Below are 22636 nucleotides of genomic sequence, written 5' to 3'. Positions count from 1 at the left end.
GAATACTTTTTTAATATCGCATATTATGTCAGAGGATAAAAAGGAACCAAAACCAGGACAAATTAATATAGAACTGGATGAAGCAGTTGCCGAAGGGATCTATTCTAATTTGGCAATTATAAACCATTCTGTTTCTGAGTTTGTTGTTGATTTTGTTAGCATTATGCCAGGCATACCCAAAAGTAAAGTGAAATCAAGAATTATCTTGACACCACAACATGCCAAACGATTATTAAAGGCGTTAGGTGACAATGTTGCTAGATTTGAAAAATCGCATGGAGAAATCAAAGATTACGAGCAACCGCCCATACCTTTAAATTTTGGACCAACTGGTCAGGCTTAAAAGATATATTTAAATTTGATGCGTGTTTTGAGTTGTAGCTCGACATATTTTATTGAGCAACCACCAATAGTACAAGCATAAAAAAGCCCTTTGAATTACATTCAAAGGGCTTTTTTTCTTAAAAATATTTGAATAGAAAATTTAACCAGCTTTTTTTTGCTTATTTTTAAAGTACTGTAATGCTCCTGATGGGCATTTTTTTATTTGGTTGATAACGGCACTAGTCTCAGCATCATCAAGATTTATCCATGGAATAATGGAGGTTCTAAAAACACTTGATAATTCCTTAGCACATTTTTCGGCATGTATACAAATGCTTGGCTCGTAGGTTACCGTAATTTCATCATTACTGAATGTATTGGTATAAGAATCCATAGGCAATCATGTTTTGGGGTATGATTTGTTAAAATCGTAAAATAAATTATTTAAAATGCTAAATTACCATTTTTACATAGTAAATATTAAGAATAATTTAAAAATATAAAAATAATTTCGCTAACTGGTTAAAATTCAGAGGTAAAATGGAATTTGATACTAGGATATTTTTGTTGGGTCATTTGCAATGAAAACGCTGAATCCGCCAAGAATACCAACTGATTTTGCTTGTCTTTTGCCAAAAAACGTTGTTTAACTCTTACAAATTCTTTGTATTCATCACTTTTTGATTCTTTAGGATCTACCCAACAGGCTTTATAAACATTTAGGTTTTCATACGTGCATTTGGCGCCGTATTCATGTTCCAATCGATATTGAATGACCTCGTATTGAAGGGCACCAACGGTTCCGATCACTTTACGTCCATTGAGCTCTAAAGTAAATAATTGGGCAACACCTTCATCCATTAATTGGTCAATGCCTTTGTATAGTTGTTTGGATTTTAATGGATCGGCGTTATTTATATATCTAAAATGTTCTGGTGAAAAACTAGGAATGCCTTTATAATTAATTACTTCACCTTCAGTTAAAGTGTCACCAATTTTAAAGTTTCCTGTATCATGTAAGCCCACTATATCACCTGCATAGGAAATGTCTACAATTTCTTTTTTTTCAGCAAAAAAGGCATTCGGACTTGAAAACTTTAGTTTTTTTCCTTGGCGAACATGCAGGTAAGGTGTATTTCTTTTGAACACACCCGATACAATTTTTATAAATGCCAAACGGTCCCTATGGTTAGGGTCCATGTTGGCATGGATTTTAAAAACAAACCCTGTAAATTTATCTTCTTCAGGCTTCACCAAACGTTCTTCACTTTGCTTTGGGCGTGGTTTTGGGGCTATTTCAACAAAGCAGTCAAGCAATTCCCTAACACCAAAATTATTCAATGCTGAACCAAAAAACACGGGTTGCAAAGCGCCATCCAAATAGTCTTGTTTATTGAACTCTGGATAAATGCCTTCTACCAATTCTATGTTTTCCCGCAGTGTATTGGCGGCTTTGTCACCCACAAGTTTATCAAGTTCTTCTGATTCTAAATCTGAAATTTCAATGGTTTCCTCAATGTTTTTTCTGCTATCACCACTAAACAAGTTGATGTTCTTTTCCCATAAATTATAGATGCCTTTAAAATCGTATCCCATACCTATAGGGAAACTTAATGGCACCACTTTAAGATTTAGTTTTTGTTCAACTTCATCCAATAAATCAAAAGCATCTTTACCCTCTCGATCCATTTTATTAATGAATACAATTATAGGAATGTTGCGCATTCTACAGACTTCAACCAATTTTTCAGTTTGTTCCTCAACACCCTTTGCTACGTCAATAACTACAATAACGCTGTCAACGGCGGTAAGCGTTCTAAAAGTATCTTCAGCAAAATCCTTGTGTCCTGGCGTATCTAAAATATTGATTTTAGTGCCGCCGTATTCAAAAGCCAATACAGATGTTGCAACCGAAATTCCACGTTGCCGTTCAATTTCCATAAAGTCACTGGTGGCACCTTTTTTAATTTTGTTGCTTTTAACAGCACCAGCTTCTTGAATGGCACCACCAAAAAGGAGTAGCTTTTCAGTTAATGTCGTTTTTCCAGCATCAGGATGCGAAATAATCCCAAAGGTTCGTCGTCTGTTTATTTCCTTAATAAAACTCATATTCTTTATTGCAAATCGGATGCAAAGATACTATTATTAACGGCAATAAGAATAATTGATACTGGCGCTTTTTAAATTTATGATAAGATTAGTGTTTTTATCATTTTACTTGGTATTTTTACGGTATGAGTGAAGAACGCGTTATACTAGTAAATGAGAATGATGAGCCCATTGGGCTTATGCCAAAAATGGAAGCACATGAGAAAGCCTTGTTGCACCGGGCCTTTTCGGTATTTATATTTAATGACAAAAATGAACTCATGCTGCAACAGCGCGCTTTGGATAAGTACCATTCGCCTGGATTGTGGACCAATACCTGTTGTAGTCACCAACGGGAAGGCGAAAGTAATATTCAAGCGGGAATTCGACGTTTACAGGAAGAAATGGGCTTTGTTGTGGACTTGCAGGAATCTATTTCATTTATATATAAAGCGCCTTTTGACAATGGCTTGACGGAACATGAGTTTGACCATATCATGATTGGTAAATTCAATGGAACACCTAATATTAATCCTAATGAGGTGGCTGACTGGAAATGGATGGGTTTAGAAGCTGTCAAAGACGACATGGTTCAGCATCCAGAATTATACACAGAATGGTTCAAGATAATTTTTGATAAGTTTTATCAACATATAAATATCCTAGATAATGAAAGTAACGGTTAGTAGGAAAGCACATTTTAATGCGGCTCATAGGTTATATAGGAAAGATTGGAGTTTTGAAAAAAACGAAGCTGTTTTTGGGCTATGCAACAATCCTAATTATCATGGACATAATTATGAACTCATTGCTAATGTGACTGGTGATATTGATGCTGAGACGGGATATGTTATCGATGTTAAAATTTTGAAAGAGATTATAAAATCTGAGGTAGAGGATGCTTTTGACCATAAAAACCTCAATTTGGATGTGCCTGAATTTAAAGACTTAAATCCTACTGCAGAAAACATAGCAGTTGTAATATACAATAAAATCAAGGCCAAACTGGATAGTAAATTTGATTTGGAAATAGTTTTGTATGAGACGCCAAGAAATTTTGTAACCTATTCAGGTAAATAGAATATATCTGCTATCAATATCATTTTAAACCAATAAAAAGTGATGTTTAAATTACTGCTAAAATTCATGAACTATAACAAGTTAATGTGTAATTTTGCATCAAATAAAACTATTAAATATGGCAAATGTTAGAGACCTAAAAAAAGACATCAATTATGTTTTAGGCGATATTATTGAAGCAGTTTATGTTTGGGAATATGCAAACACGGATAAAGACACCAAAAAAAGTGAAGCTATTATAGATGAGGCTATTGAAACTTTTGATGCCTTAATCGCTAAGGTTAATGAGAAAAAAGTAGACAATAAAAAGGCTCATTTTAAAGCAATAAGCTCAGAACTTGAAGAAAAAGGAAAAGCGCTTATTGAAAAAATAAATAAGCTTGGATAATTTTTTTTAACGTATTGTTGTAAATATAATTTTTGCGATTATATTTGCATCCGTTAAAATTGCCGATGTAGCTCAGCTGGCTAGAGCAGCTGATTTGTAATCAGCAGGTCGTGGGTTCGAGTCCCTCTATCGGCTCTAAAAAGGGTTCAGCGAAAGCTGAACCTTTTTGTTTACTGATTAGTTTGGCTTTTTTATTGAAAATTTTAGTCCTTTTTTCCTAAAAGCCACGACAGAATCCCTTTTTTCTTTTTCTTTTTAAAGGTTGTTTTATCCGAATTGGTTTCAAAAAGACGTTGAAGAAAATTATCTTTTTTAGTTGGTTCACAATCTAAATCCTTTATAACATCATCAGAAGGTTTTTCAAAAAACGCTCGGGTAATTTTGTTGTAATTAGAATCAGCATTTAATTGTTGCAGGTAGTTAGCAAAAATAGGAAGAGCAGAATTGGCGCCTTGACCAAGAGAGGTATTGCTGAAACCAATTTGTTGATTGTCATTTCCTACCCAGGTCACCGTTACTAAATTGGGCATAATCCCAACAAACCAACCGTCTTTGTTGTCTTGGGTGGTACCTGTTTTGCCAGCAATGTCATTCTTGAAATTGTATGAGCTTCTCAACCGTTGTGCTGTTCCGTCATTTACGGTTGCTTTTAAAAATTCCAACATAACTTGCCTAGTATAATCACTATAGGCTTTTGGAATAGTTTGCTCTGGATTTAAATCATCATAAGATGCAATGACCTTACCATCTTTGTTTTCAATTTTTGTAATGAAAACGGGTTCAGAAGGTCTACTGTCATTAACAAAAGAGGTGTATGCTTTAGCAAGCTCTATCAATTTTAGGTTAGACGAACCAAGAGCAATAGAAGGAACTTTTTCAATATGGCTTTTTATACCCATGGCTTTTGCCTGCGATATAACAGAATCAATCCCAGTTTCATGCAATACTTTAACGGCTATGGTGTTTACAGAATGACTCAATGCATATTCCAATGAATAATTTAAGTTGTCTTCATCACTTTCGGATGCATTTGTTGGTTTCCAATCATCATAATCTGTATAAGTAATTGCTTTTGCAGAAAAGTAGGTGCAAGGAGACATACCGTTTTCTAATGCTGCTGTGTAAACAATTGGTTTAAACGTAGAACCCACTTGGCGTTTGCTTTGCGAAACATGATCATATTGAAAAAACCGATAGTCAATACCCCCAACATAAGCCCTGACCTCACCAGTGGATGGCTCAATTGAAATTAATCCGGCATTTAAAATTTTCAAGTAGTATTCCAAGCTATCTAGGGTTGACATGGATTTTACGGTATCTCCGTCCCAAGAAAATAATTCCTGCTTTTGAGGTTTGTTTAAAGAATCTGTAATTTCTTTTTCCGAGAGATTTAATGCTTTAAGCGTTTTATATTTTTTCAAACGTTTTTTCATCGCCAGAAAAGCTGGTTTGTTTTTTAACCATGGATCATGGTTTCCATATGCTTTTTCATATTGTTTCTGTAATTTGGTCATGTGGTCACGCATGGCAATCTCTGCATAACGTTGCAGTGTGTTGTCTAAAGTTGTAAATACTTTAAGGCCATCCTGATTTATATTATAGGGTTCTCCGTTAGGTCTTTTAAATTTGTCTAGTTGCAGAATGCTATCTAGTTGTTTTTTGATGACTGCTCTAAAATAGGGCGCTAACCCTTGGTTAGGTGCATAATGCTGATAATTTAAAACAAAATCTTTAGCCTTTATTTTAGAAGCTTCCTCAGGATTTAAATAGCCATATTTCACCATTTGATTGATTACAACATCTCTTCTTGAACGGGATCTTTTGTGAAATAATCTGGGATTAAAACTATTGTTTGCTTTAAGAGACCCGATTAAGGTTGCTGCTTGTGAGAGATTAAGTTCTTTTGTGTGAACATTGAAAAATTTAAGTGAAGCGCTTTCAATGCCATACGTGTTGTCAGGAAACGGCACCGTATTAAGATAGAAGGTGAGAATTTCTTCTTTTGAATACAGCTCTTCAATTCTTTTGGCAACAATGCTTTCCTTTATCTTATTAATTACAAGTGTTAATGGTCCATAATTTTGTCTGCCAAACAAATTTTTTGCTAGTTGTAAGGTAATGGTACTTCCACCACCTGATGATTCATCGGCTGTCAATATGGTTTTGAAAAGCACCCTAAACAGACTTTTGGTGTCAATGCCATGATGATCATAAAATCGGGCGTCTTCAGTAGCAACTAAGGCATCAATAAGGTATTGAGGAAAATCACTATACGGGATAGATTGCCTATCATAAATGTAATATTTACCAATAAGGTTGTTTTTGATGTCAAGAACCTCTGTGGCTTGACTTTGCTTGAGGTCTTTTAATTGGTTTATGGTGGGGATCTTGCCCCAAAGACCGATGTAAATGCTTATAAAAAAGAGAACAATTGATACGGTTAAAAACAGCGTGCCTTTAAGTGTGTATTTAAACCATTTATTTTTCGTTAATTTATTCAAAAGCATTTATTCATTAAGCAGTAGATGTTACAAGGAAGCTTGATTCAACAAACTTCCTAATGATAACGGCTATAACCTTTCAGAATTATATATACGGAAATATAATAAGAATTGTTTATTCTTTACTTTTAATTGAGTCAATAAACGATTGCAATTCTTTTCCATATTTAGAAGCTTTAACTTCAGGAGTTAAAGAACTATTAATGGTGTCTAAATATTTTACCTGTGCATTGTAAATCTCAGTAAGGGCTAAGTAAGGAGCTAGTTCACTGTCTTTGTGGTTCAGTGCAAAATTTACCGTGTATAAATATTTTCGTTTTAAGAGATTATTATAGTCCTTTTGAATGCTATTGGATTTTGAGGTGTCTCCATTTTTCTGTGCCTCAAAATTTTCTTTGATCAGGTCAAGGTTGCGTTCATTAAAGCGGGACATGATTTTTTTATACTCATCCCAAGTCTTTTGTTGTTGTGAACCTTCTATTTTGGCATCAAAAGCAAAGTTTTTTAAGGTGGTATTAATATGTGTAATGCCTTTATCTGCAAAAAAAGCAATCCTATCATTTTCAGAACTGTTTTTGTCTAAATATAAAAAGAACACCTCAGGAGATTCTAAATCACTGTGCAGTGCAAATTCAGGATTCCCATTGATGACCATAGAATCTACGGTTACTAAGGCTGTGTCTTTAACTTTTTTAAGATATACTGTTCCTTTTTTTAATCCTTTTATATTGGTTAAGACCGTTAAATCATAGTGTTCTTTACCACAAGAAATCATGGTAAGTGTAACTAAAGCATATAAAAAGTTTCTCATAAATGACTTCGTTTAATTAGCTGGGCAAATATCTTATAATTATATATGAAATACCAATGTCAAGTGATAATTTATTGCAACAAAATAACAATAATATAACGCAGAGTGTTTTGATTTGGCACGAAGATTGAATTATAGATAACAATTACATTCAGTAAGAAAAGTTTATTGAGTGGTTACTTTAAACTTAGAATGTGATTTTATTTTTGGTTGGTTAGTTAAAAGCATCCTGTTTGGGATGCTTTTTTTATGATTTGTTCACAAATTCGGTTATATCTTCTATGAGTTCAGGTGAAAGCTTTCTTGAAGCCTCGTCATACGATTTAGAGTTTTCTAAATTGTCATCTTTAATTGGAACCAAAACATGGTTCATCTTATCAATAATTTTTAAAGACGCACTAGGAACTGCTTCTTTTAACAGGTTGGCTTCTTTTACTTCAACTTGTAAATCACTGGTACCGGTTATAATCAAAATGGGCATTTTTAGTTTTTTGATTTCTTCTCTTGGATTGTATTGCATCCAGTTCATCATAAATGGTTGAATGTCTTTATTAAAAATGGCAGCCAATTCTTTAGGATAGTCATCCGTTTTTTTGCCTTTTCTTAAGCTTGTAAAAATCCTTTTGGCATCGTTGGTAAATACAGGATATGTTTTTTCAATTTGCTCAATGACAATGGAATCAATGGGTTGCGCAACTCCAGCTATTGAAATAAATCCGTCAGCTTTATTTTTAGCTGCAAGCATACCAACCAAGCTTCCTTGGCTGTGCCCCAAAACATAAATTTTATTAAAGGTGTTCGTTTTTTTAAAATAATCAATAGTAGCGCTGGCATCGGACACAAAATCATCAAACATAATGTTTTTGTCTATGTTACCGTGTTTAAGCTGCTTTACAATCCGTTTGTCATATCTAAATGTGGCAATATTGTTATTTAATAAACCCTCCGCTAATTTTTTTAGTGAGTTGTTTCTCATAAAATTTTGATTACCGTTTCTATCCGTTGGCCCAGACCCCCCAATGATGATAACCAAATCTGGCTTCTCAGGAGTATTTGGGGTTAACAATGTGCCATCAATTAAACTGTTAACAGCCAAATCATGAGCCACAAATTTTTGGTCTTGCGAATAGGTTCTGACCATGCAAAAAAGGAATATGATTAAAATTTTGGTTTTCATTTTATTACAACTAAGGATTATATTTTTATAGAACCGAAATTCTTAAATGATTATTATTTTTTGTCATAAAAATATATTAAAATTTTATGACCATCTTGCTCTTTTAATTTAAAAAGACATTACTTAAGATGTGCATTTCGTCGATAAAATAAATAATTTAATCTATAAATGTTAAAATTAAATGTATTTCATCGAAATAATATACTTTTTGTCGTTCATATTGAAATATAATTTTACTTTTGAAGTGTACTAAATAACATACTTTTTAGTTCAATGGATTAATTAATTAATATTTGCGTTATGAGTAGATATAGAGACCCTAAATCTATCTTCGTAATAAAAAAAGCAAATTGAGAAGAAACCGAGATTGAGGGATCTCGGTTTTTTTATGCAATAATTCTAAAGGTTAAATTAATTCGTTCTCCGATATCTTTTTTGGTTTTTGGCAACTGATGTAGCCAATGTTTTTGAGTATCTCCTTTCATTAATAAAAGACTGCCGTGTTTCAAAACAAGTTTTACCTTGTGGCTGGGATCTTGTTTGTGTTTAAAATGAAAAATGCGTTCTGATCCAAAGGTAACAGAAGCTATAACGGGTTTTTTGCCTAATTCTTTTTCATCATCTGCATGCCAGCCGTTGCTGTCTTGACCGTTTCGATATAAGTTGGCCAAACAAGTTGTGAAATTGGCCTTGACCTCATTTTCAATAGCACTTTTTATGTCTGTGAGCTCTTTTGTAAAAGTTTTGGGGTGCATGGTAATGTTTGAATAAGAGTAAGGATTTTTATTGTTTGCATGCAACGCAGTCAATCTTGGTTGTAAATAGGTTTTTCCAAAAACGGTTATGGTATCTTGCTGCCAATCAATGGTATTTAAAAGTTTTTTAAAATAGTAATCAGCCTCATTTGCACTAAAAAAATGAGGGTAATAACATACTTCGGCATCTTTCATATATAAATCAATAACCTCTCTAATCATATTGAACTTTCATTTTAAAAGTTAAGAATAGCCTCTTGTTAAAAATTAATTTCTCTAAATTAGCATAAATTGGGTTGGATATGAAATTTAATATTGTATGGTTGTTTTGTTTAATGTGGTCCGCGGTTTTTCCGCAGTTACCAGAAGGATTTGTGCATGTAGAGGAGATTGTTCCCGATATGAATGTTGAATTGCGATACCATACCAGTTATAATTTTGTGGGTAAGATTATTGACGGATATCAGTCCAATACTCTTATTTTAACCGAAGAGGCTGCCACTGCATTAAAACAAGTTCAAGAAGAATTAGAACAACAAAATCTTTGTTTAAAAGTTTATGACGGTTACCGCCCACAACGTGCCGTGAATCATTTTATAGTTTGGGCCAAGGATTTAAATGATACCATTAACAAACATATATTTTATCCAAATGTTGACAAGAAAGACTTATTTAAAGAAGAGTATATTGCCGCTCGTTCGGGACATAGTAGAGGTAGTACTGTTGATTTAACCATTATCGACGGAAATACATATAAGCCTTTGGATATGGGAAGTCCGTATGATTTTTTTGGACACCAATCTTGGGTGGACTACGATGGAATTACAGAGAAACAGAAAATAAACAGACAGTTGTTGCAACAGGTTATGTTAAAACACGGATTTAGAAATTATCCAAGAGAGTGGTGGCATTTCACTTTAAATAATGAACCCTTTCCTGATACTTATTTTGATTTCCCCATAAAGTAAAAAACCTGCTTTTACTAAAAGCAGGTTTTTAATGTTTTTTGATTGATGGGTTTATTCCTTTTCAAGGTTTTTGGTCATATTGAAACCTATAAATAAGCCAACACCAGCCATAAAGAAAATAACTGCTGGATAAACTGCATCCTCATCCAAGGTTGTATAACTAGCCAAAAGGGAGGCAATAAAAACGCCCAATCCAATACCCATTAGTAATAAGGCAAGGTTTAAGATTACCACTTTCCAAATAGGTGCGGTATGACCTTTTCCTTTCATAAAAATACTGGCATCGGCACCTTTCTCTATAAGGGCCAAGCGTTCTTTATTGCGTGTTGAAAAGTATAAATAAAATATTCCAAATACAGCAGCAATAAAAAGTGGCATAATAATAAATTCTGATCCCATAACTTTCTGTTTTTAAATTGATTATTTTTAATGTGTTCATAGCTTATGACGACGCCTTTTTCATTTAGGTTACAGTTTTTAGCAAAATAATTTTTAAATGTATTGTAACCTAAAACAAATTTTAATCGTCTTACTATCAAATGACCACCAACGAAGACCAATATTATATCAATTTAATTATTGAAGGCCATACCAATGCGTTTAGCACTTTGGTTGACCGCTATAAGGATTTAGTGTTTTCATTGGCATTACGGATGGTTAAAAACAAGGAAGAGGCAGAAGAAGTGGCACAAGACACTTTTGTAAAGGTGTTTAAATCATTGCGACAATTTAAAGGGGATTCTAAATTCTCAACATGGATATATAAAGTAACTTATAATACTTGTTTGGACCGGTTAAAAAAGCATAAACGCGAACAGCATATAGAATCAATTGATGAATTTAATTTGAATCAAATTAAAAATATGGATAATGCACTGGATGACATGGAAGCTGAAGAACGTAAGCAGGCCATTCAAGATTGTATCAAACTGTTGCCAAGTGATGATGCTTTTTTACTGACTTTGTTTTATTTTGAAGAAGAATCTTTGGAAGAAATTGCAAAAGTTGTCAATTTAACAGAAAATAATGTAAAGGTTAAGCTGTTTAGAATCCGAAAAAAGTTAGCCACTATTTTAAAAGAGCGATTAGAACCCGAAATAATTCAACACTATGGATCATAATACCGATAAGCACATAGAAAAATTAGTAGATAAAATGATGAAGGAAACGTCTTTGGAGACACCTTCATTTGATTTTACTAACAAGGTTATGGACCAAGTTTTAGCTTTGAGTTCCAGTAAAGCAACAGTTTATAAACCGTTGATTTCTAAAAAAGGTTGGGTTCTTATTTCACTAGGTATTATAGCTATAACTTGTTATATCATATTTGGAGTTAAAACAGAATCCTCAGGTTTTATGGATACTATAGATTTTAGTATTCTTAGCAATAATAAAATAACCGATACGCTTTCTAATCTTAAGGCTCCAAGTGTATCCATTCCTAAAACATTTGGCTATGCATTGATGCTTTTGGGTCTTATGGTTTGTATACAAATCCCATTTTTAAAGCACTACTTAAACCAGAGATATAAAGTTTAAAGTTTGGCAAAATGAAAATCTGTAATTCATTTAATACCAACGCTTTTTTTTCTTTTTTGAGGCTTCGCTTTTTCTGCCTTTTTTATGCTTGCTTTTGCCAGGTGTTCTATGGGTTTCTTTTTTAGCTTTTGGGTCTAACGGATAGGGATGTGTATCATCAACATCAATCTGCAAATTGATTAATTTTTGAATACTGGCCACATACGGTTTCTCATCAGCCGAACAGAACGAATAAGAAGTTCCGGAATTACCGGCTCGTGCCGTTCTGCCAATTCTATGTACATAGGTTTCGGGTACATTGGGTAAATCAAAATTAATAACGGCATCTAGTTCGTCAATGTCAATACCTCGTGCAGCAACATCTGTGGCAATTAAAATATTGACATAACCGTTTTTAAACTTTTTAAGTGATTCTTGTCTTAAATTTTGGGCTTTATCACCATGAATGGTCTCAACTTTGTAACCATTTTTTAAAAGTGTTTGTTCCAGTTTGTCAACTCCAAATTTTGTACGCCTAAAAATAAGGATGCTTCCTTTTATGGTATTTCGCAATAAGTGTAAACACAATTCAATTTTATTGCGCTTGGGAACATAATACAATACCTGATTGACGTTTTTTGATGTGGATGAATTCGGCGATACTTCCACGCGTTCTGGTAATTTTAAAATGGTATTGGCCAGTTGCTCAACCTTAAACGGAATGGTTGCAGAAAACAGCAAGGTTTGTTTGTCGGCAGGGCACAAGCGTTCTATCTTTTTGACATCGTCAATAAAGCCCATGTCCAACATTAAATCGGCTTCGTCCAGCACCAAGGTTTCAATGTAATCTAAATTAACAATGTCCTGTTTATGTAAATCCAATAAACGCCCTGGTGTAGCGATTAAAATATCAATACCTTTTTTTAAGACATCTATTTGAGGTTCTATGGACGTACCACCAAAAATTACCGTACTTCTTAGATTGGTGTAGGTGCTGTAGGTTTTAAAATTCTCTTCAATTTGTAAAGCCAATTCCCGTGTTGGGCTTACTACCAATGCTCGTATTTTTTTACCGCGTTTTGAAGCGTCTTGCTTGTCAAAAAGCAATTGTAAAATGGGTAAGGCAAAGGCAGCGGTTTTTCCGGTGCCAGTTTGGGCAGACACTACAATATCTTTTTTGGCCAAAACCAACGGAATGGTTTTTTCCTGAACCAAGGTTGGGTTTTCATAACCCGCTTCAGCAACCGCTCTTAAAATAGGCTTGTTAAGTTTTAAGTCTTTAAATGACATGTAACATTGTTTGGGGCAAAGATAGTTTAAAATCAGTTGCTTTGATTTAAGGAAGTGATTTTAAAAAGCTTGGTATAAAAACAAGTTAATAATAATTTAATGCTTGTTTAATTATCTGTTTTTTAAGTTAAACTCAAACACGTCTGGTCTGGAATAATGACCAACGGCATCAAACATACGTTTGGCTGCTATTATTTGTTTAAGATCAATATCAGCATATAAAATTCCTTCTTCAGCTTCAAGAGGGCCTTCAAGGAATTTTCCGTTTGGAGCTATGATGCAGCTATTGCCAACATTGATCCATTCCCTATCTTTAGGATATAGTTTTTTAAACGCAAAATCATCTGGGATATCTTTCATTTTTAGAGGCATGCAACAACTAATGACAAACAAGCCGCCTTCTCTTGCAACATGTTGCATGGTTTGTAGCCAGTTGGGACTTTTATCCCAAGTTGGCGAAATCAAGATTTGGGTTCCTAATTCATAAATGGCATGTCTTGCCAATGGCATAAAGTTTTCCCAACAAATCAGTCCAGCTATTTTTCCTGCAGAAGTACTGTATGACTTTAACGTACTTCCATCACCTTGAGTCCAGATAAGGCGTTCACCGCCTGTTGGAATCAATTTTCGGTGTTTTCCCATTATCACGCCTTGTTCATCAATAAACAGTATGCTATTATAAAGGCTGGTATTACTGGTTTCAGAATTTCTTTCATGCATTCCTATTGCCACGTTTATTTTAGCGGACTTAGCTGCTTTACAAAGTTTATTGGTACTTTCATCTGGAACTGAAATAGCATTCTCAACAAGTTGGATGTATAGGTCATTAAGTTCTGCACCTTTACTATTAGGAATGAGCCAAACCCAATCTGGATATCCTGAAATAAAAGCTTCTGGAAACACAATTAGTTTGGCACCTTTTTTGCCAGCTTCTGCAATAGCCTCACAGGCTTTATCGATTGTTTTTTCTTTATCTAAAAAAACGGGAGCAATTTGGGCAGCGGCTACTTTTATAATATTTTTCATGGTTTAAATATTTAACAAAAAATATAATAGAGCCGATTAAGTTATGAATTTTTTATAAGTCGAAAGAAAACCACCTTACAAAAGCAAGGTAGTTTTTAAAGCTAAGTGGTTAAAATTTATTGTATTATTACTTTTTTTGTTCCAATACCACCATTGTTAAATTTAACTTTTAAAATATAGATTCCTTGTTGCAAAAAGTTTAAAGATGTTTCTTTTTGAATTGTGCTAGACTCAAAAACGGTTTGTGCTAAAAGGTTGTAAATGGATATTTCTTTAATTTCAGATAGATTTTGATTCTCTTTAAAGTGGAGACTGTTGTTATAGATATAAAAGTAATTGTTTGATTTATGTTGATCTAAAATGTTTAATGCATTGTTATTGTAAAGATTTAATACATCTGATTCTGAAAGAGCAGATTTATACATTCTGAGGTCATCAATGCTACCATCAAAATATTCGGCACCTGTTCTTGCGCCAATGGTTAGTGCATTTGTTACTAATCCATAAGGACTTACGGCAGATGTATGGGTTGCAAGTTTTCCATTGATGTATATTTGTTTTGAATTATCTGAACGGGAAACAACAGCAATATGATTCCAGGAATCTACTATGAGAGGCAAACTATTGGAATTAGCAAACTCTTTATATTCAAACGCTAAATAACCAGTTGATTTGGTTCTAAGTAAGTAATTTGTGGCACTTACATAATTTGATTTTCCCAAAATCATGGCGTTTTGTTGGGAACTTGGCTTAACCCAAACCGAAATGGATAATTCATTACTAATATTCAAAATTTCGTTATGAGCTACAGTAATAATGTCATTTGAACCATCAAAGCTATAGGCACTATCTGGATTGCCAAATCTATCATTTGTTAAGGTTGCCCCATTTACGGTTCCATGGTTGCCATACCCACTTTCGTCATTGGCATTGCCATTGAAAGGATAATAAGCAATGAGGTTATTATTATACAATTTTCCTATTTCATCAATTGTAAGGGTTTTGTTATAAATCATAAGCTCATCAATAGCTCCTTTAAAATATTTATCTGCCGTAAAGTTGCTTTTTCCTATAAACTGTTCTGTTCTTAGTAAATAATTTGGGGTAAACCCATCTGTTCTTTGATCAATTTGTATCCCATTTTTGTAAATTGTCATGATACCGTTGGCATCAACTGTTGTAGTATAAAAATCCCATTGACCTAATGTAATGGTAGGTGTCCACATTTTAGTTTCAGTTGCCCCATTATATGCTGAAAAGAATAAACTGTTTTGTGTTTGATAATTACCAACAATGATATTATTGCTTGATGAGCCATTTCCTAAATCAACAATTCTGGAGTAGCTATTAAATGCATCCCAGCGAGCCCAAAATGTAAAAGATATAGCGCCACCATTAGTCCAATCTCCAATATCAATGTAATCATTTACGCCATCAAACAAATAGGCGCTATCTGGGTTTCCGTCTTTATCTAAGGTAAGGCTGGCTTCAAAAACAGAGCCATTGTGGCCGTTGCCACTCAAGTCGTTGGCATTGCCGTTAAAGGGATAGTAGGCCAAGAGATTTTCAAACTCACTTTGTATTTCGGTTTCGGTCAACGCTTTGTCATAGACTTTCATATCATCAATTGAGCCATTAAAATAGCGGTAACTACCTGTTAGATTGCCAATTAGGATAGGATAATTGCTCGATGTGTTGATCTCGTATGTGTTTCCTGTCAAATAGGTAGTATTGGTTAAAAGGTTCCCATCGGCATACATCTTAAAATCTGAAATGTGTTTTCCTGAACCTCCTTCAAAAGCAATGGTATAAAAATGCCAATTATTATCGCTGTTGTCAAATTCTCTAATTAAAACAGAGCCGCCAAGGCTTAAGACCAAGCCATATCTATTGTAAGAATTTAAACTAATTTCTATTCTGTCTCCATAATTAAAGCTTCCTGCATCACCTCCGTACGATAAGACAACATTTGAATGTACTGAAGGAAGCAAGTTGGTTTTTGCCCAGAAACTTATGGTTCTTGGAGATGACCCTATTGGCCCTGGAGATAGACATTGTATATAGTTATTCGTTCCATTGAAGCTGTAAGCACCATCTGTATTTCCAAATCTGTCAGGTGTTAAAGTGGCACCACTAACGGTGCCATTATTTGCATTTCCGCTTTCATCATTGGAGTTTCCGTTAAATGAATAGTAAGCTACTAAATTTTGAGAAAAGGTGAAATGGACACTTAAGATCACTACTGCTAAAAGTAATTTTGTTTTCATTGGGAATGAGGTTTGAGAGATTAATAGACTAATCCTAAATTTAATTTATATACTAGTAGGAAACTATGACAAAAGTCATGCGAATCATAAAAAAAACCACCTTGAATTCAAGGTGGTTTTTTGATTTATAATAGGTTGCTGAATACCATCAGCGCATCAACTTATTTTAACATTTAGCTTCGCTGAATAATTTTGTAAGTTCGTTTTTGTTATCTGTATTTTTTATAAAACACAGAACAAAAATCTTCTTACTTTATCATTTCATAACTACGTTTGATAAAGTTGGTCAATTCTTCACCTTTTAACAAACCTTGTGATAGTCTTGCTAAATCGAGACTTTGGTTTATTAAGCGTTCTTGTTTCTTCTTGGTCTTAGTGTTTAAAATTTCACTCACCAATTCAGAATTTGTATTGACCACCAAATTGTACATATCTGGGAAATTACCCATGCCAAACATACCGCCGCCACCTGTTGCCTGCATTTCCTTCATACGGCGCATAAATTCTGGTTGTGTAATCATAAAAGGAGAGGCATCACTATCCATAGCTTCAAGTTGTACAGAAAATTTTTCTGAAGGAATTAATTCTTTCAACAACTCATCCAATTCTTTGGTCTGTTCTTCTGACAGTTTTGAAATGGTAGTGTCTTCTTTTTTGATTAGTTTATCAATATGGTCAGCATCTACACGGGCAAAAGAAATTTTCTCTTTTGAGGTTTCCAGTTTTTGCATTAAGTGAGACACAATAGGAGAATCCAACAACAATACTTCATAGCCTTTTGCCTTGGCGGCTTCAATATAACTATGCTGTGCATCTTTATCTGACGCATAAAGGATTACTAATTTGTCATCTTTATCTGTTTGATTGGCTTTGATTTTATTATAAAGCTCATCATAGGTGTAATATTTACCATCAACTGAGGGGTATAGCGCAAAGGCATCGGCTTTTTCAAAGAATTTTTCTTCGGAAAGCATACCGTATTCAATCACGATTTTAATATCATTCCATTTTGCTTCAAAATCCTCACGGTTGTTGTTGAACAACGATTTTAATTTATCGGCTACTTTACGGGTGATATAAGAAGAGATTTTCTTAACGGCTCCATCGGCTTGTAAATAACTTCTGGACACATTCAGTGGAATGTCAGGTGAGTCAATCACACCACGGAGCATGGTCAAGAATTCTGGCACAATACCTTCTACATTGTCGGTGACAAAAACTTGGTTTTGGTACAACTGTATTTTATCCCTTTGGATATTTAGTTCCCCAGTCATTTTAGGGAAATACAAGATTCCTGTTAGATTGAACGGATAGTCTACATTTAAATGAATATGGAACAACGGTTCTTCAAATTGCATAGGGTACAATTCTCTGTAGAAATCTTTGTAATCCTCATCTTTTAAATCTGTTGGTTGTTTGGTCCAAGCTGGAGTTGGGTTGTTGATAATGTTATCAACGGTTATTTTTTTGTGGGGTTCTTTGGTTTCTTTACCATCTTTGTCAGTAATGGTTTTAGGCTCAAAGTCCGGATCGTTTATTTCCTTAGTTCCAAATTTAATGGGAATAGGCATAAACTTGTTATACTTTAAAAGCAGCTCACGTATTTTTGATTCTTCCAAGAATTCTTTGGACTCATCATCAATGTGAAGAATAATTTCGGTACCTCTATCTGTTTTTTTAGCTTCAGTAAGACTAAATTCAGGACTTCCATCGCAGGTCCAATGGGCAGCTGGTGCATCTGTATATGATTTGGTGATGATTTCCACTTTTTTAGCCACCATAAAAGCCGAATAAAAACCAAGACCAAAATGACCAATAATACCTGAATCCTTGGCTGAGTCTTTATACTTGTCCAAAAACTCTTCGGCACCAGAAAAGGCAATTTGGTTAATGTATTTTTCCACTTCTTCAGCGGTCATACCAATTCCTTGGTCAATAACGTGAAGTTTTTTTCCTTTCTTATCCACTTTAACCTCAATCTTTGGATTGCCATATTCCACTTTGGCATCGCCTAAAGTTGACAGGTGTTTTAATTTTAGAGTAGCATCTGTGGCATTACTGATTAACTCACGTAAAAAAATCTCGTGATCGCTATACAGGAACTTTTTGATAAGTGGAAAAATATTTTCAACTGATACATTAATATTTCCTTTTGTCATGTTATATATGTTTTTATTGTGTTTGTTACTATGACAGTGAGATAGACAAAAAAAGTACCAAGTATAAAAAAGTGACAAACTGGCACAATTTGTAAAAAATCCAAAATTGATGAATGCTGTTTTTAATCATTGCATTTTAAAGTTTAAATTTTGTACTTTGCTTAAACAAATTAAACGCATTATGTACAACTCAAAGATTATAGGCTTAGGTAAATATCTTCCTGATAATGTGGTGACCAATCACGATTTGTCCAAAATGATGGACACCAGTGATGAATGGATTCAAGAACGTACAGGCATTAAGGAACGCCGATGGATTAAGGAAGGAACTGATGATACCTCTGCAGTTATGGGTGCAAAAGCTGCAAAAATAGCCATAGAACGCGCGGGATTGACAAAAGACGATATTGATTTTATCGTGTTTGCTACCTTAAGCCCCGATTATTATTTTCCAGGTTGCGGGGTGCAAATCCAGGATTTACTGGATATGCCAACTATAGGAGCTTTGGACGTAAGAAACCAGTGTTCTGGGTTTGTGTACGCGTTATCTGTAGCAGACCAATTCATCAAAACAGGTATGTATAAAAACATTTTGGTCATTGGTGCCGAATACCATAGCAACGGATTGGATAAAACAACTAGAGGACGAGGTGTTACCGTTATTTTTGGTGATGGAGCTGGGGCATGTGTGCTCTCTAGGGAAGAAGATACCACCAGAGGAATTTTGTCAACGCATTTACATAGTGAAGGCAAATATGCAGATAAATTAATTGTAGCCTCGCCCAGTATTGCACATTGGGTACCAGAAATTATAGAAGCTGGAGATGAAGACCTATCCTATTTCCCCTATATGGACGGAACCTTTGTTTTTAAACATGCCGTTGTGAGATTCAGTGAAGTTATTATGGAAGGTTTGGCAAAAAACAATCTCAAAAAAGAAGACATTGATATGTTGATACCACATCAAGCGAATTTAAGAATAGCCCAATTCATCCAAAAGAAATTTGGTTTAAATGACGATCAGGTTTTTAACAATATCATGAAATATGGAAATACAACTGCGGCTTCAGTAATAATAGCTTTAACCGAAGCCTGGGAAGAAGGTAGAATAAAAGAGGGCAATCATGTGGTTTTGGCGGCCTTTGGAAGCGGCTTTACGTGGGGTAGTATCATCATTAAATGGTAAATAAAAAAAAGCTGAAACTTTAAAGTTTCAGCTTTTTTCAGCTATTAATCAACTCTAACTAAACTAACATTTAAAAAGAAGTATCTCAACCTATAAGACGCAATAAGTCAAAATTTATTGCATAAGGATATATTTTTAACTTTCAATTAACATTTATGTAGAACAAAAAACCAAAATCAACTGATTTTGGTTTTTTAAAGCTATTTTTTTTAGGGGGTTAGGAATATTACAATCTATTCGTTGTTTTTTGTATTATATGAAGCTGACTAATTCTAAAATAATTATAAATAACGCTGAATAGACTGTATTGTATTTAAAACGTTAAATTTTAAATATTATTGCATAAACAATTATTTTTAACACACTTTAACATTTGTGAGCCAGTAGTTTACACACAATTTTAAAATTAAACCCCAAGCAGAAATTTGCTTGGGGTTTGGTATTTAATAACCAAGCATGACACTAACCATCAACTATTATGCAGGCTATTAAATAGTTTTTACAAAAACCCGCCACCACCGGATTTTTCATTGCTGTCTCTGTTTTTGCGTTGTAAAGCTCTATATTTTCCACCGCCAAAACGGTAAGATAAAGCAATGTTCCAAGTGTTGCTTTCCCAATTAAATTGTCCTTTTGAAGGAAATGGTTTGTCACCTTCAAATTTAAATTTCATGGTATTAAAAATGTCACTGTAGTTAAAACTGAATGTTGCTCTGTTGTCTTCCAAGAAACTGTATCTTAAGCCTGTATTTACCATAAACATTGGTTTTCTGGTAATTTGCAGGCCTTTTTCTTCGCCTCTGTACATGGCAAATAGTGATAGGTTTAGTTTTTTTGTCACTTTAAAGTTGTTGAAAGCCCTAAAATTCCAAACGACATTATTGGCTTCAATGGTTGACACTAAAATGTCATCTACTGTTGCTGTTTCAATAGGGACGGTCAAAGACTCAGCAATCCCCTTTTGTTTTCTGGAATACAAATCAAAGCTTGCGTTGAAATTCCACCAGTTAGTTGGTCTATAATTAGAATTCAATTCCAAACCATAGGCAGTTGTATTATCAAAATTGTCAAAGCTTAAAATGCTTTTGTTTAAATCCAAGCGATCTATAAATAAAGCACGATTTATTTCGTCTTCAATTATCCTATAAAATACGCCTGCTGTAATGCTTCCTTTTTCAAGTTTACGGGTGTAATTAAGTTCCATGGAGTTTGTGAACTGTGGTTGCAATTCTGTGTTTCCGTAAGAAGATATTAAGGGTGTGCTCCATTCCCGTATGGGGTTTACCTGTTCTAAGCCTGGTCTGTCTACACGACGACTAAAACTTGCTTGGTACGAGTTTTTATCAGAAGGGGAATACGTGAAAAATGCGGACGGATATATTTGGAAATAATCATTTTTAAATGGTGTAGCTTCGGTTGAGGTTTCAAGTGTTCTTATTGCGTTAGCATCTTCGGCAACCGTTTCGGCTCTGGCTCCAATTTGATAACTCCATTTGTCAAATGATCGACTGAATGTTGCATACGCTGAGTAAATATCACGTTTATAGGTGAAATCTGTACTTGGAGTTGGTATGAATTCATCACCATTATTGGCAATATTATCTTGGTTTTCGTTTACAGATAAACCCGTTGAACTATAGTCAATATTGGTTTCAAACAATCTGGCTTCCAAACCAGCTTCTAGTTTGGTTTTTTCTGAAAGTGGATTAACATAATCTATATTAGCAACAGTCTGATTTCTTTTGGTGTAAACAAAATCCGTGTAGTTTGGTGGGAATGCAATATTGTAGAAATCAAAATTGGCCACTTCATCTTGATTAAATTTGCTGTAATCTAACTCAAAGTCCAATGTTTCGCCCTCTTTTGCAAACTTATGGTTAAACACACCATTGTATTGTGATGATAAATTGCCGTTTACATTGTTGAACAATTGAAGTTGTAAAGGCTGATTGATATATTGAATAGCTGCTGAGCCACTCCCTTTTCCATCATATTTGTTTTGATTGGTGAAGAATGATAAGGTATTGTTATCGTTCATATAAAAATCAATGCCAGCTTTATATAGATGGGATTTGTTATTGTTTCCAAAGTCAAAAAGCTGTTTAGAGTTGTCATCTAAACGATCTACGGTGCCGTAATTGGCAGAGTTACCAATGTTATTGCCATAGTTTCCGTAAAGGTTGAACTTTCCGTTGCGGTAATTCAAATCAATGGAACTGTTAAAACGCGCATTGATTTCTTTGGTCAACCCTACATTTAAGTTACCATTAAAACCAATATTGGTATTTTTATGAAGGATAATATTGATAATACCGCTCATGCCTTCTGGGTTGTATTTTGCAGAAGGATTTGTAATTAGTTCTATACTTTTTATAGATGTTGATGGAATTTGTTTTAGCAATTGGGCAATAGGTACATTGGATAATTTTCCATCTACCATAACACGCACATTTTCATTCCCGCGTAAACTAATATTGCCTGTTTGTTGATCAACATTAACCGATGGTATGTTGTTCATAATATCTGATGCCGTTGCACCTGAAGTTGTTAAATCCTTACCAACGGTAATGACTTTTCTATCCACTTTTTGCTGAATGGTAGATACTTCGGCCACTACCGTGACCTCGTCCAGATTTGAAACATTTTCTTCAAGCAGAATATTTCCAAGGTCAATATTATAATTGTTTTCTCCAATGGTAACAGTTTTTGTTATGGTTTTAAAACCGATATATTGAATGATTACCAAAACCTTTCCTTCTGGAATTTTTGAAATGTTAAAGGTTCCGTCATCTTGGGTAATCCCGCCAGTTATGGTTTCATTGTTTGTGTCTTTGATAACAACGTTTACGTAAGGCAGTGGCTCGTTTAGTGAAGCATCAATGATTTTTCCAGAAATAGAACCCTTACGGGCATCGTTGTTTAAAGGTTGAGCATTTGAAATTGCGCATAAAAGTATGGCGCATGCAAGCATGAGTTTTTTCATTTTTTAATTGATGAATTGTTTGGTTAATAATTAAAAAGAACTGATTAGGTTCTTACATAGCAGACGACTAATTTTGTATAATGTTACTTTTTTCATAACCCTTAACAAGATTTTA

The 22636-nt window shown here is 34.2% G+C and carries 20 protein-coding genes and 1 tRNA gene; 9 read left to right on the top strand and 12 right to left on the bottom strand.

The annotated features are described in order from the left end of the window. The first annotated feature begins 25 nt into the window (after nucleotides 1-25). Nucleotides 26-343, top strand: coding sequence for a DUF3467 domain-containing protein (locus tag IEW94_RS09865; RefSeq protein ID WP_188652502.1), 318 nt, complete (start codon nucleotides 26-28; stop codon nucleotides 341-343). Between the two features lie 141 nt (nucleotides 344-484). On the opposite strand, the gene IEW94_RS09860 is transcribed toward IEW94_RS09865, so the two are convergent. Both IEW94_RS09860 and IEW94_RS09855 read right to left on the bottom strand, forming a co-directional pair. Beyond that, nucleotides 485-718 carry a (4Fe-4S)-binding protein gene (locus IEW94_RS09860; protein ID WP_188652501.1) on the bottom strand — a complete coding sequence of 78 codons (234 nt, stop codon included), beginning with the start codon at nucleotides 716-718 and terminating at the stop codon, nucleotides 485-487. Between the two features lie 128 nt (nucleotides 719-846). Then, nucleotides 847-2433 (bottom strand): peptide chain release factor 3, encoded by a 1587-nt coding sequence (locus IEW94_RS09855; RefSeq protein WP_188652500.1) that lies wholly within the window; start codon nucleotides 2431-2433, stop codon nucleotides 847-849. Nucleotides 2434-2558: 125 nt separating this feature from the next. Between IEW94_RS09855 and idi the strand changes: the two genes are divergently transcribed. From idi to IEW94_RS09835, 4 genes are all read left to right on the top strand, one after another. Next, the gene (gene idi / locus IEW94_RS09850) at nucleotides 2559-3098 is read left to right on the top strand and encodes an isopentenyl-diphosphate Delta-isomerase (RefSeq protein WP_188652499.1); all 540 of its coding nucleotides are present in this window, start codon (nucleotides 2559-2561) and stop codon (nucleotides 3096-3098) included. Then, nucleotides 3082-3492, top strand: a complete 411-nt coding sequence (locus IEW94_RS09845; RefSeq protein ID WP_188652498.1) for a 6-pyruvoyl trahydropterin synthase family protein — start codon at nucleotides 3082-3084, stop codon at nucleotides 3490-3492. Before idi ends, IEW94_RS09845 begins: the two co-directional genes overlap by 17 nt. Before the next feature lie 118 nt (nucleotides 3493-3610). Continuing rightward, nucleotides 3611-3880, top strand: coding sequence for a hypothetical protein (locus tag IEW94_RS09840; RefSeq protein WP_188652497.1), 270 nt, complete (start codon nucleotides 3611-3613; stop codon nucleotides 3878-3880). Between the two features lie 61 nt (nucleotides 3881-3941). Next, nucleotides 3942-4015, top strand: a tRNA-Thr gene (locus IEW94_RS09835). A gap of 68 nt (nucleotides 4016-4083) precedes the next feature. On the opposite strand, the gene IEW94_RS09830 is transcribed toward IEW94_RS09835, so the two are convergent. The 4 genes from IEW94_RS09830 to IEW94_RS09815 all read right to left on the bottom strand — a co-directional run bounded on the left by IEW94_RS09830 (nucleotide 4084) and on the right by IEW94_RS09815 (nucleotide 9346). Next, nucleotides 4084-6387, bottom strand: a complete 2304-nt coding sequence (locus tag IEW94_RS09830; RefSeq protein ID WP_188652496.1) for a transglycosylase domain-containing protein — start codon at nucleotides 6385-6387, stop codon at nucleotides 4084-4086. 109 nt (nucleotides 6388-6496) lie between these two features. Beyond that, nucleotides 6497-7192, bottom strand: coding sequence for a DUF4369 domain-containing protein (locus IEW94_RS09825; protein ID WP_188652494.1), 696 nt, complete (start codon nucleotides 7190-7192; stop codon nucleotides 6497-6499). Nucleotides 7193-7439: 247 nt separating this feature from the next. Next, nucleotides 7440-8369, bottom strand: coding sequence for an alpha/beta hydrolase family protein (locus IEW94_RS09820; protein ID WP_188652492.1), 930 nt, complete (start codon nucleotides 8367-8369; stop codon nucleotides 7440-7442). Nucleotides 8370-8755: 386 nt separating this feature from the next. Further along, nucleotides 8756-9346 carry an alpha-ketoglutarate-dependent dioxygenase AlkB family protein gene (locus IEW94_RS09815; protein WP_188652490.1) on the bottom strand — a complete coding sequence of 197 codons (591 nt, stop codon included), beginning with the start codon at nucleotides 9344-9346 and terminating at the stop codon, nucleotides 8756-8758. 80 nt (nucleotides 9347-9426) lie between these two features. On the opposite strand from IEW94_RS09815, the gene IEW94_RS09810 reads away from it, so the two are divergent. Then, nucleotides 9427-10092, top strand: coding sequence for a M15 family metallopeptidase (locus tag IEW94_RS09810; protein ID WP_188652488.1), 666 nt, complete (start codon nucleotides 9427-9429; stop codon nucleotides 10090-10092). A gap of 51 nt (nucleotides 10093-10143) precedes the next feature. Here IEW94_RS09810 and IEW94_RS09805 read toward each other — a convergent pair whose 3' ends face one another. Continuing rightward, nucleotides 10144-10491 carry a DUF6249 domain-containing protein gene (locus IEW94_RS09805; protein ID WP_188652486.1) on the bottom strand — a complete coding sequence of 116 codons (348 nt, stop codon included), beginning with the start codon at nucleotides 10489-10491 and terminating at the stop codon, nucleotides 10144-10146. A 140-nt stretch (nucleotides 10492-10631) separates the two neighbouring features. On the opposite strand from IEW94_RS09805, the gene IEW94_RS09800 reads away from it, so the two are divergent. Beyond that, nucleotides 10632-11213 (top strand): RNA polymerase sigma factor, encoded by a 582-nt coding sequence (locus tag IEW94_RS09800; RefSeq protein ID WP_188652484.1) that lies wholly within the window; start codon nucleotides 10632-10634, stop codon nucleotides 11211-11213. Further along, complete coding sequence (locus IEW94_RS09795; protein ID WP_188652482.1) at nucleotides 11203-11631, top strand: hypothetical protein; 429 nt, start codon at nucleotides 11203-11205, stop codon at nucleotides 11629-11631. Before IEW94_RS09800 ends, IEW94_RS09795 begins: the two co-directional genes overlap by 11 nt. 30 nt (nucleotides 11632-11661) lie before the next feature. On the opposite strand, the gene IEW94_RS09790 is transcribed toward IEW94_RS09795, so the two are convergent. From IEW94_RS09790 to htpG, 4 genes are all read right to left on the bottom strand, one after another. After that, a complete protein-coding gene (locus IEW94_RS09790; protein WP_188652480.1) occupies nucleotides 11662-12900 on the bottom strand; it encodes a DEAD/DEAH box helicase in 1239 nt (412 codons plus the stop codon). A 111-nt stretch (nucleotides 12901-13011) separates the two neighbouring features. Next, a complete protein-coding gene (locus IEW94_RS09785) occupies nucleotides 13012-13926 on the bottom strand; it encodes a carbon-nitrogen hydrolase family protein (RefSeq protein WP_188652478.1) in 915 nt (304 codons plus the stop codon). A gap of 116 nt (nucleotides 13927-14042) precedes the next feature. Next, nucleotides 14043-16193 carry a LamG-like jellyroll fold domain-containing protein gene (locus IEW94_RS09780; protein ID WP_188652476.1) on the bottom strand — a complete coding sequence of 717 codons (2151 nt, stop codon included), beginning with the start codon at nucleotides 16191-16193 and terminating at the stop codon, nucleotides 14043-14045. Nucleotides 16194-16441: 248 nt separating this feature from the next. Then, nucleotides 16442-18352: a molecular chaperone HtpG gene (gene htpG, locus IEW94_RS09775; RefSeq protein WP_188652474.1), complete on the bottom strand. Its 1911-nt coding sequence runs from the start codon at nucleotides 18350-18352 to the stop codon at nucleotides 16442-16444. 181 nt (nucleotides 18353-18533) lie between these two features. Between htpG and IEW94_RS09770 the strand changes: the two genes are divergently transcribed. Beyond that, nucleotides 18534-19538 (top strand): 3-oxoacyl-ACP synthase III family protein, encoded by a 1005-nt coding sequence (locus IEW94_RS09770; protein WP_188652472.1) that lies wholly within the window; start codon nucleotides 18534-18536, stop codon nucleotides 19536-19538. A gap of 499 nt (nucleotides 19539-20037) precedes the next feature. On the opposite strand, the gene IEW94_RS09765 is transcribed toward IEW94_RS09770, so the two are convergent. After that, a complete protein-coding gene (locus tag IEW94_RS09765) occupies nucleotides 20038-22521 on the bottom strand; it encodes a TonB-dependent receptor (RefSeq protein ID WP_188652469.1) in 2484 nt (827 codons plus the stop codon). Between the last annotated feature and the right edge of the window lie 115 nt (nucleotides 22522-22636).

The sequence above is a fragment of the Yeosuana aromativorans genome (genome assembly GCF_014646655.1).
In the GTDB taxonomy this organism is placed as follows: domain Bacteria; phylum Bacteroidota; class Bacteroidia; order Flavobacteriales; family Flavobacteriaceae; genus Yeosuana; species Yeosuana aromativorans.
The sequence above is the reverse complement of the archived record's forward strand: the minus strand, read 5'-3'. Positions and strand labels throughout refer to the sequence as shown.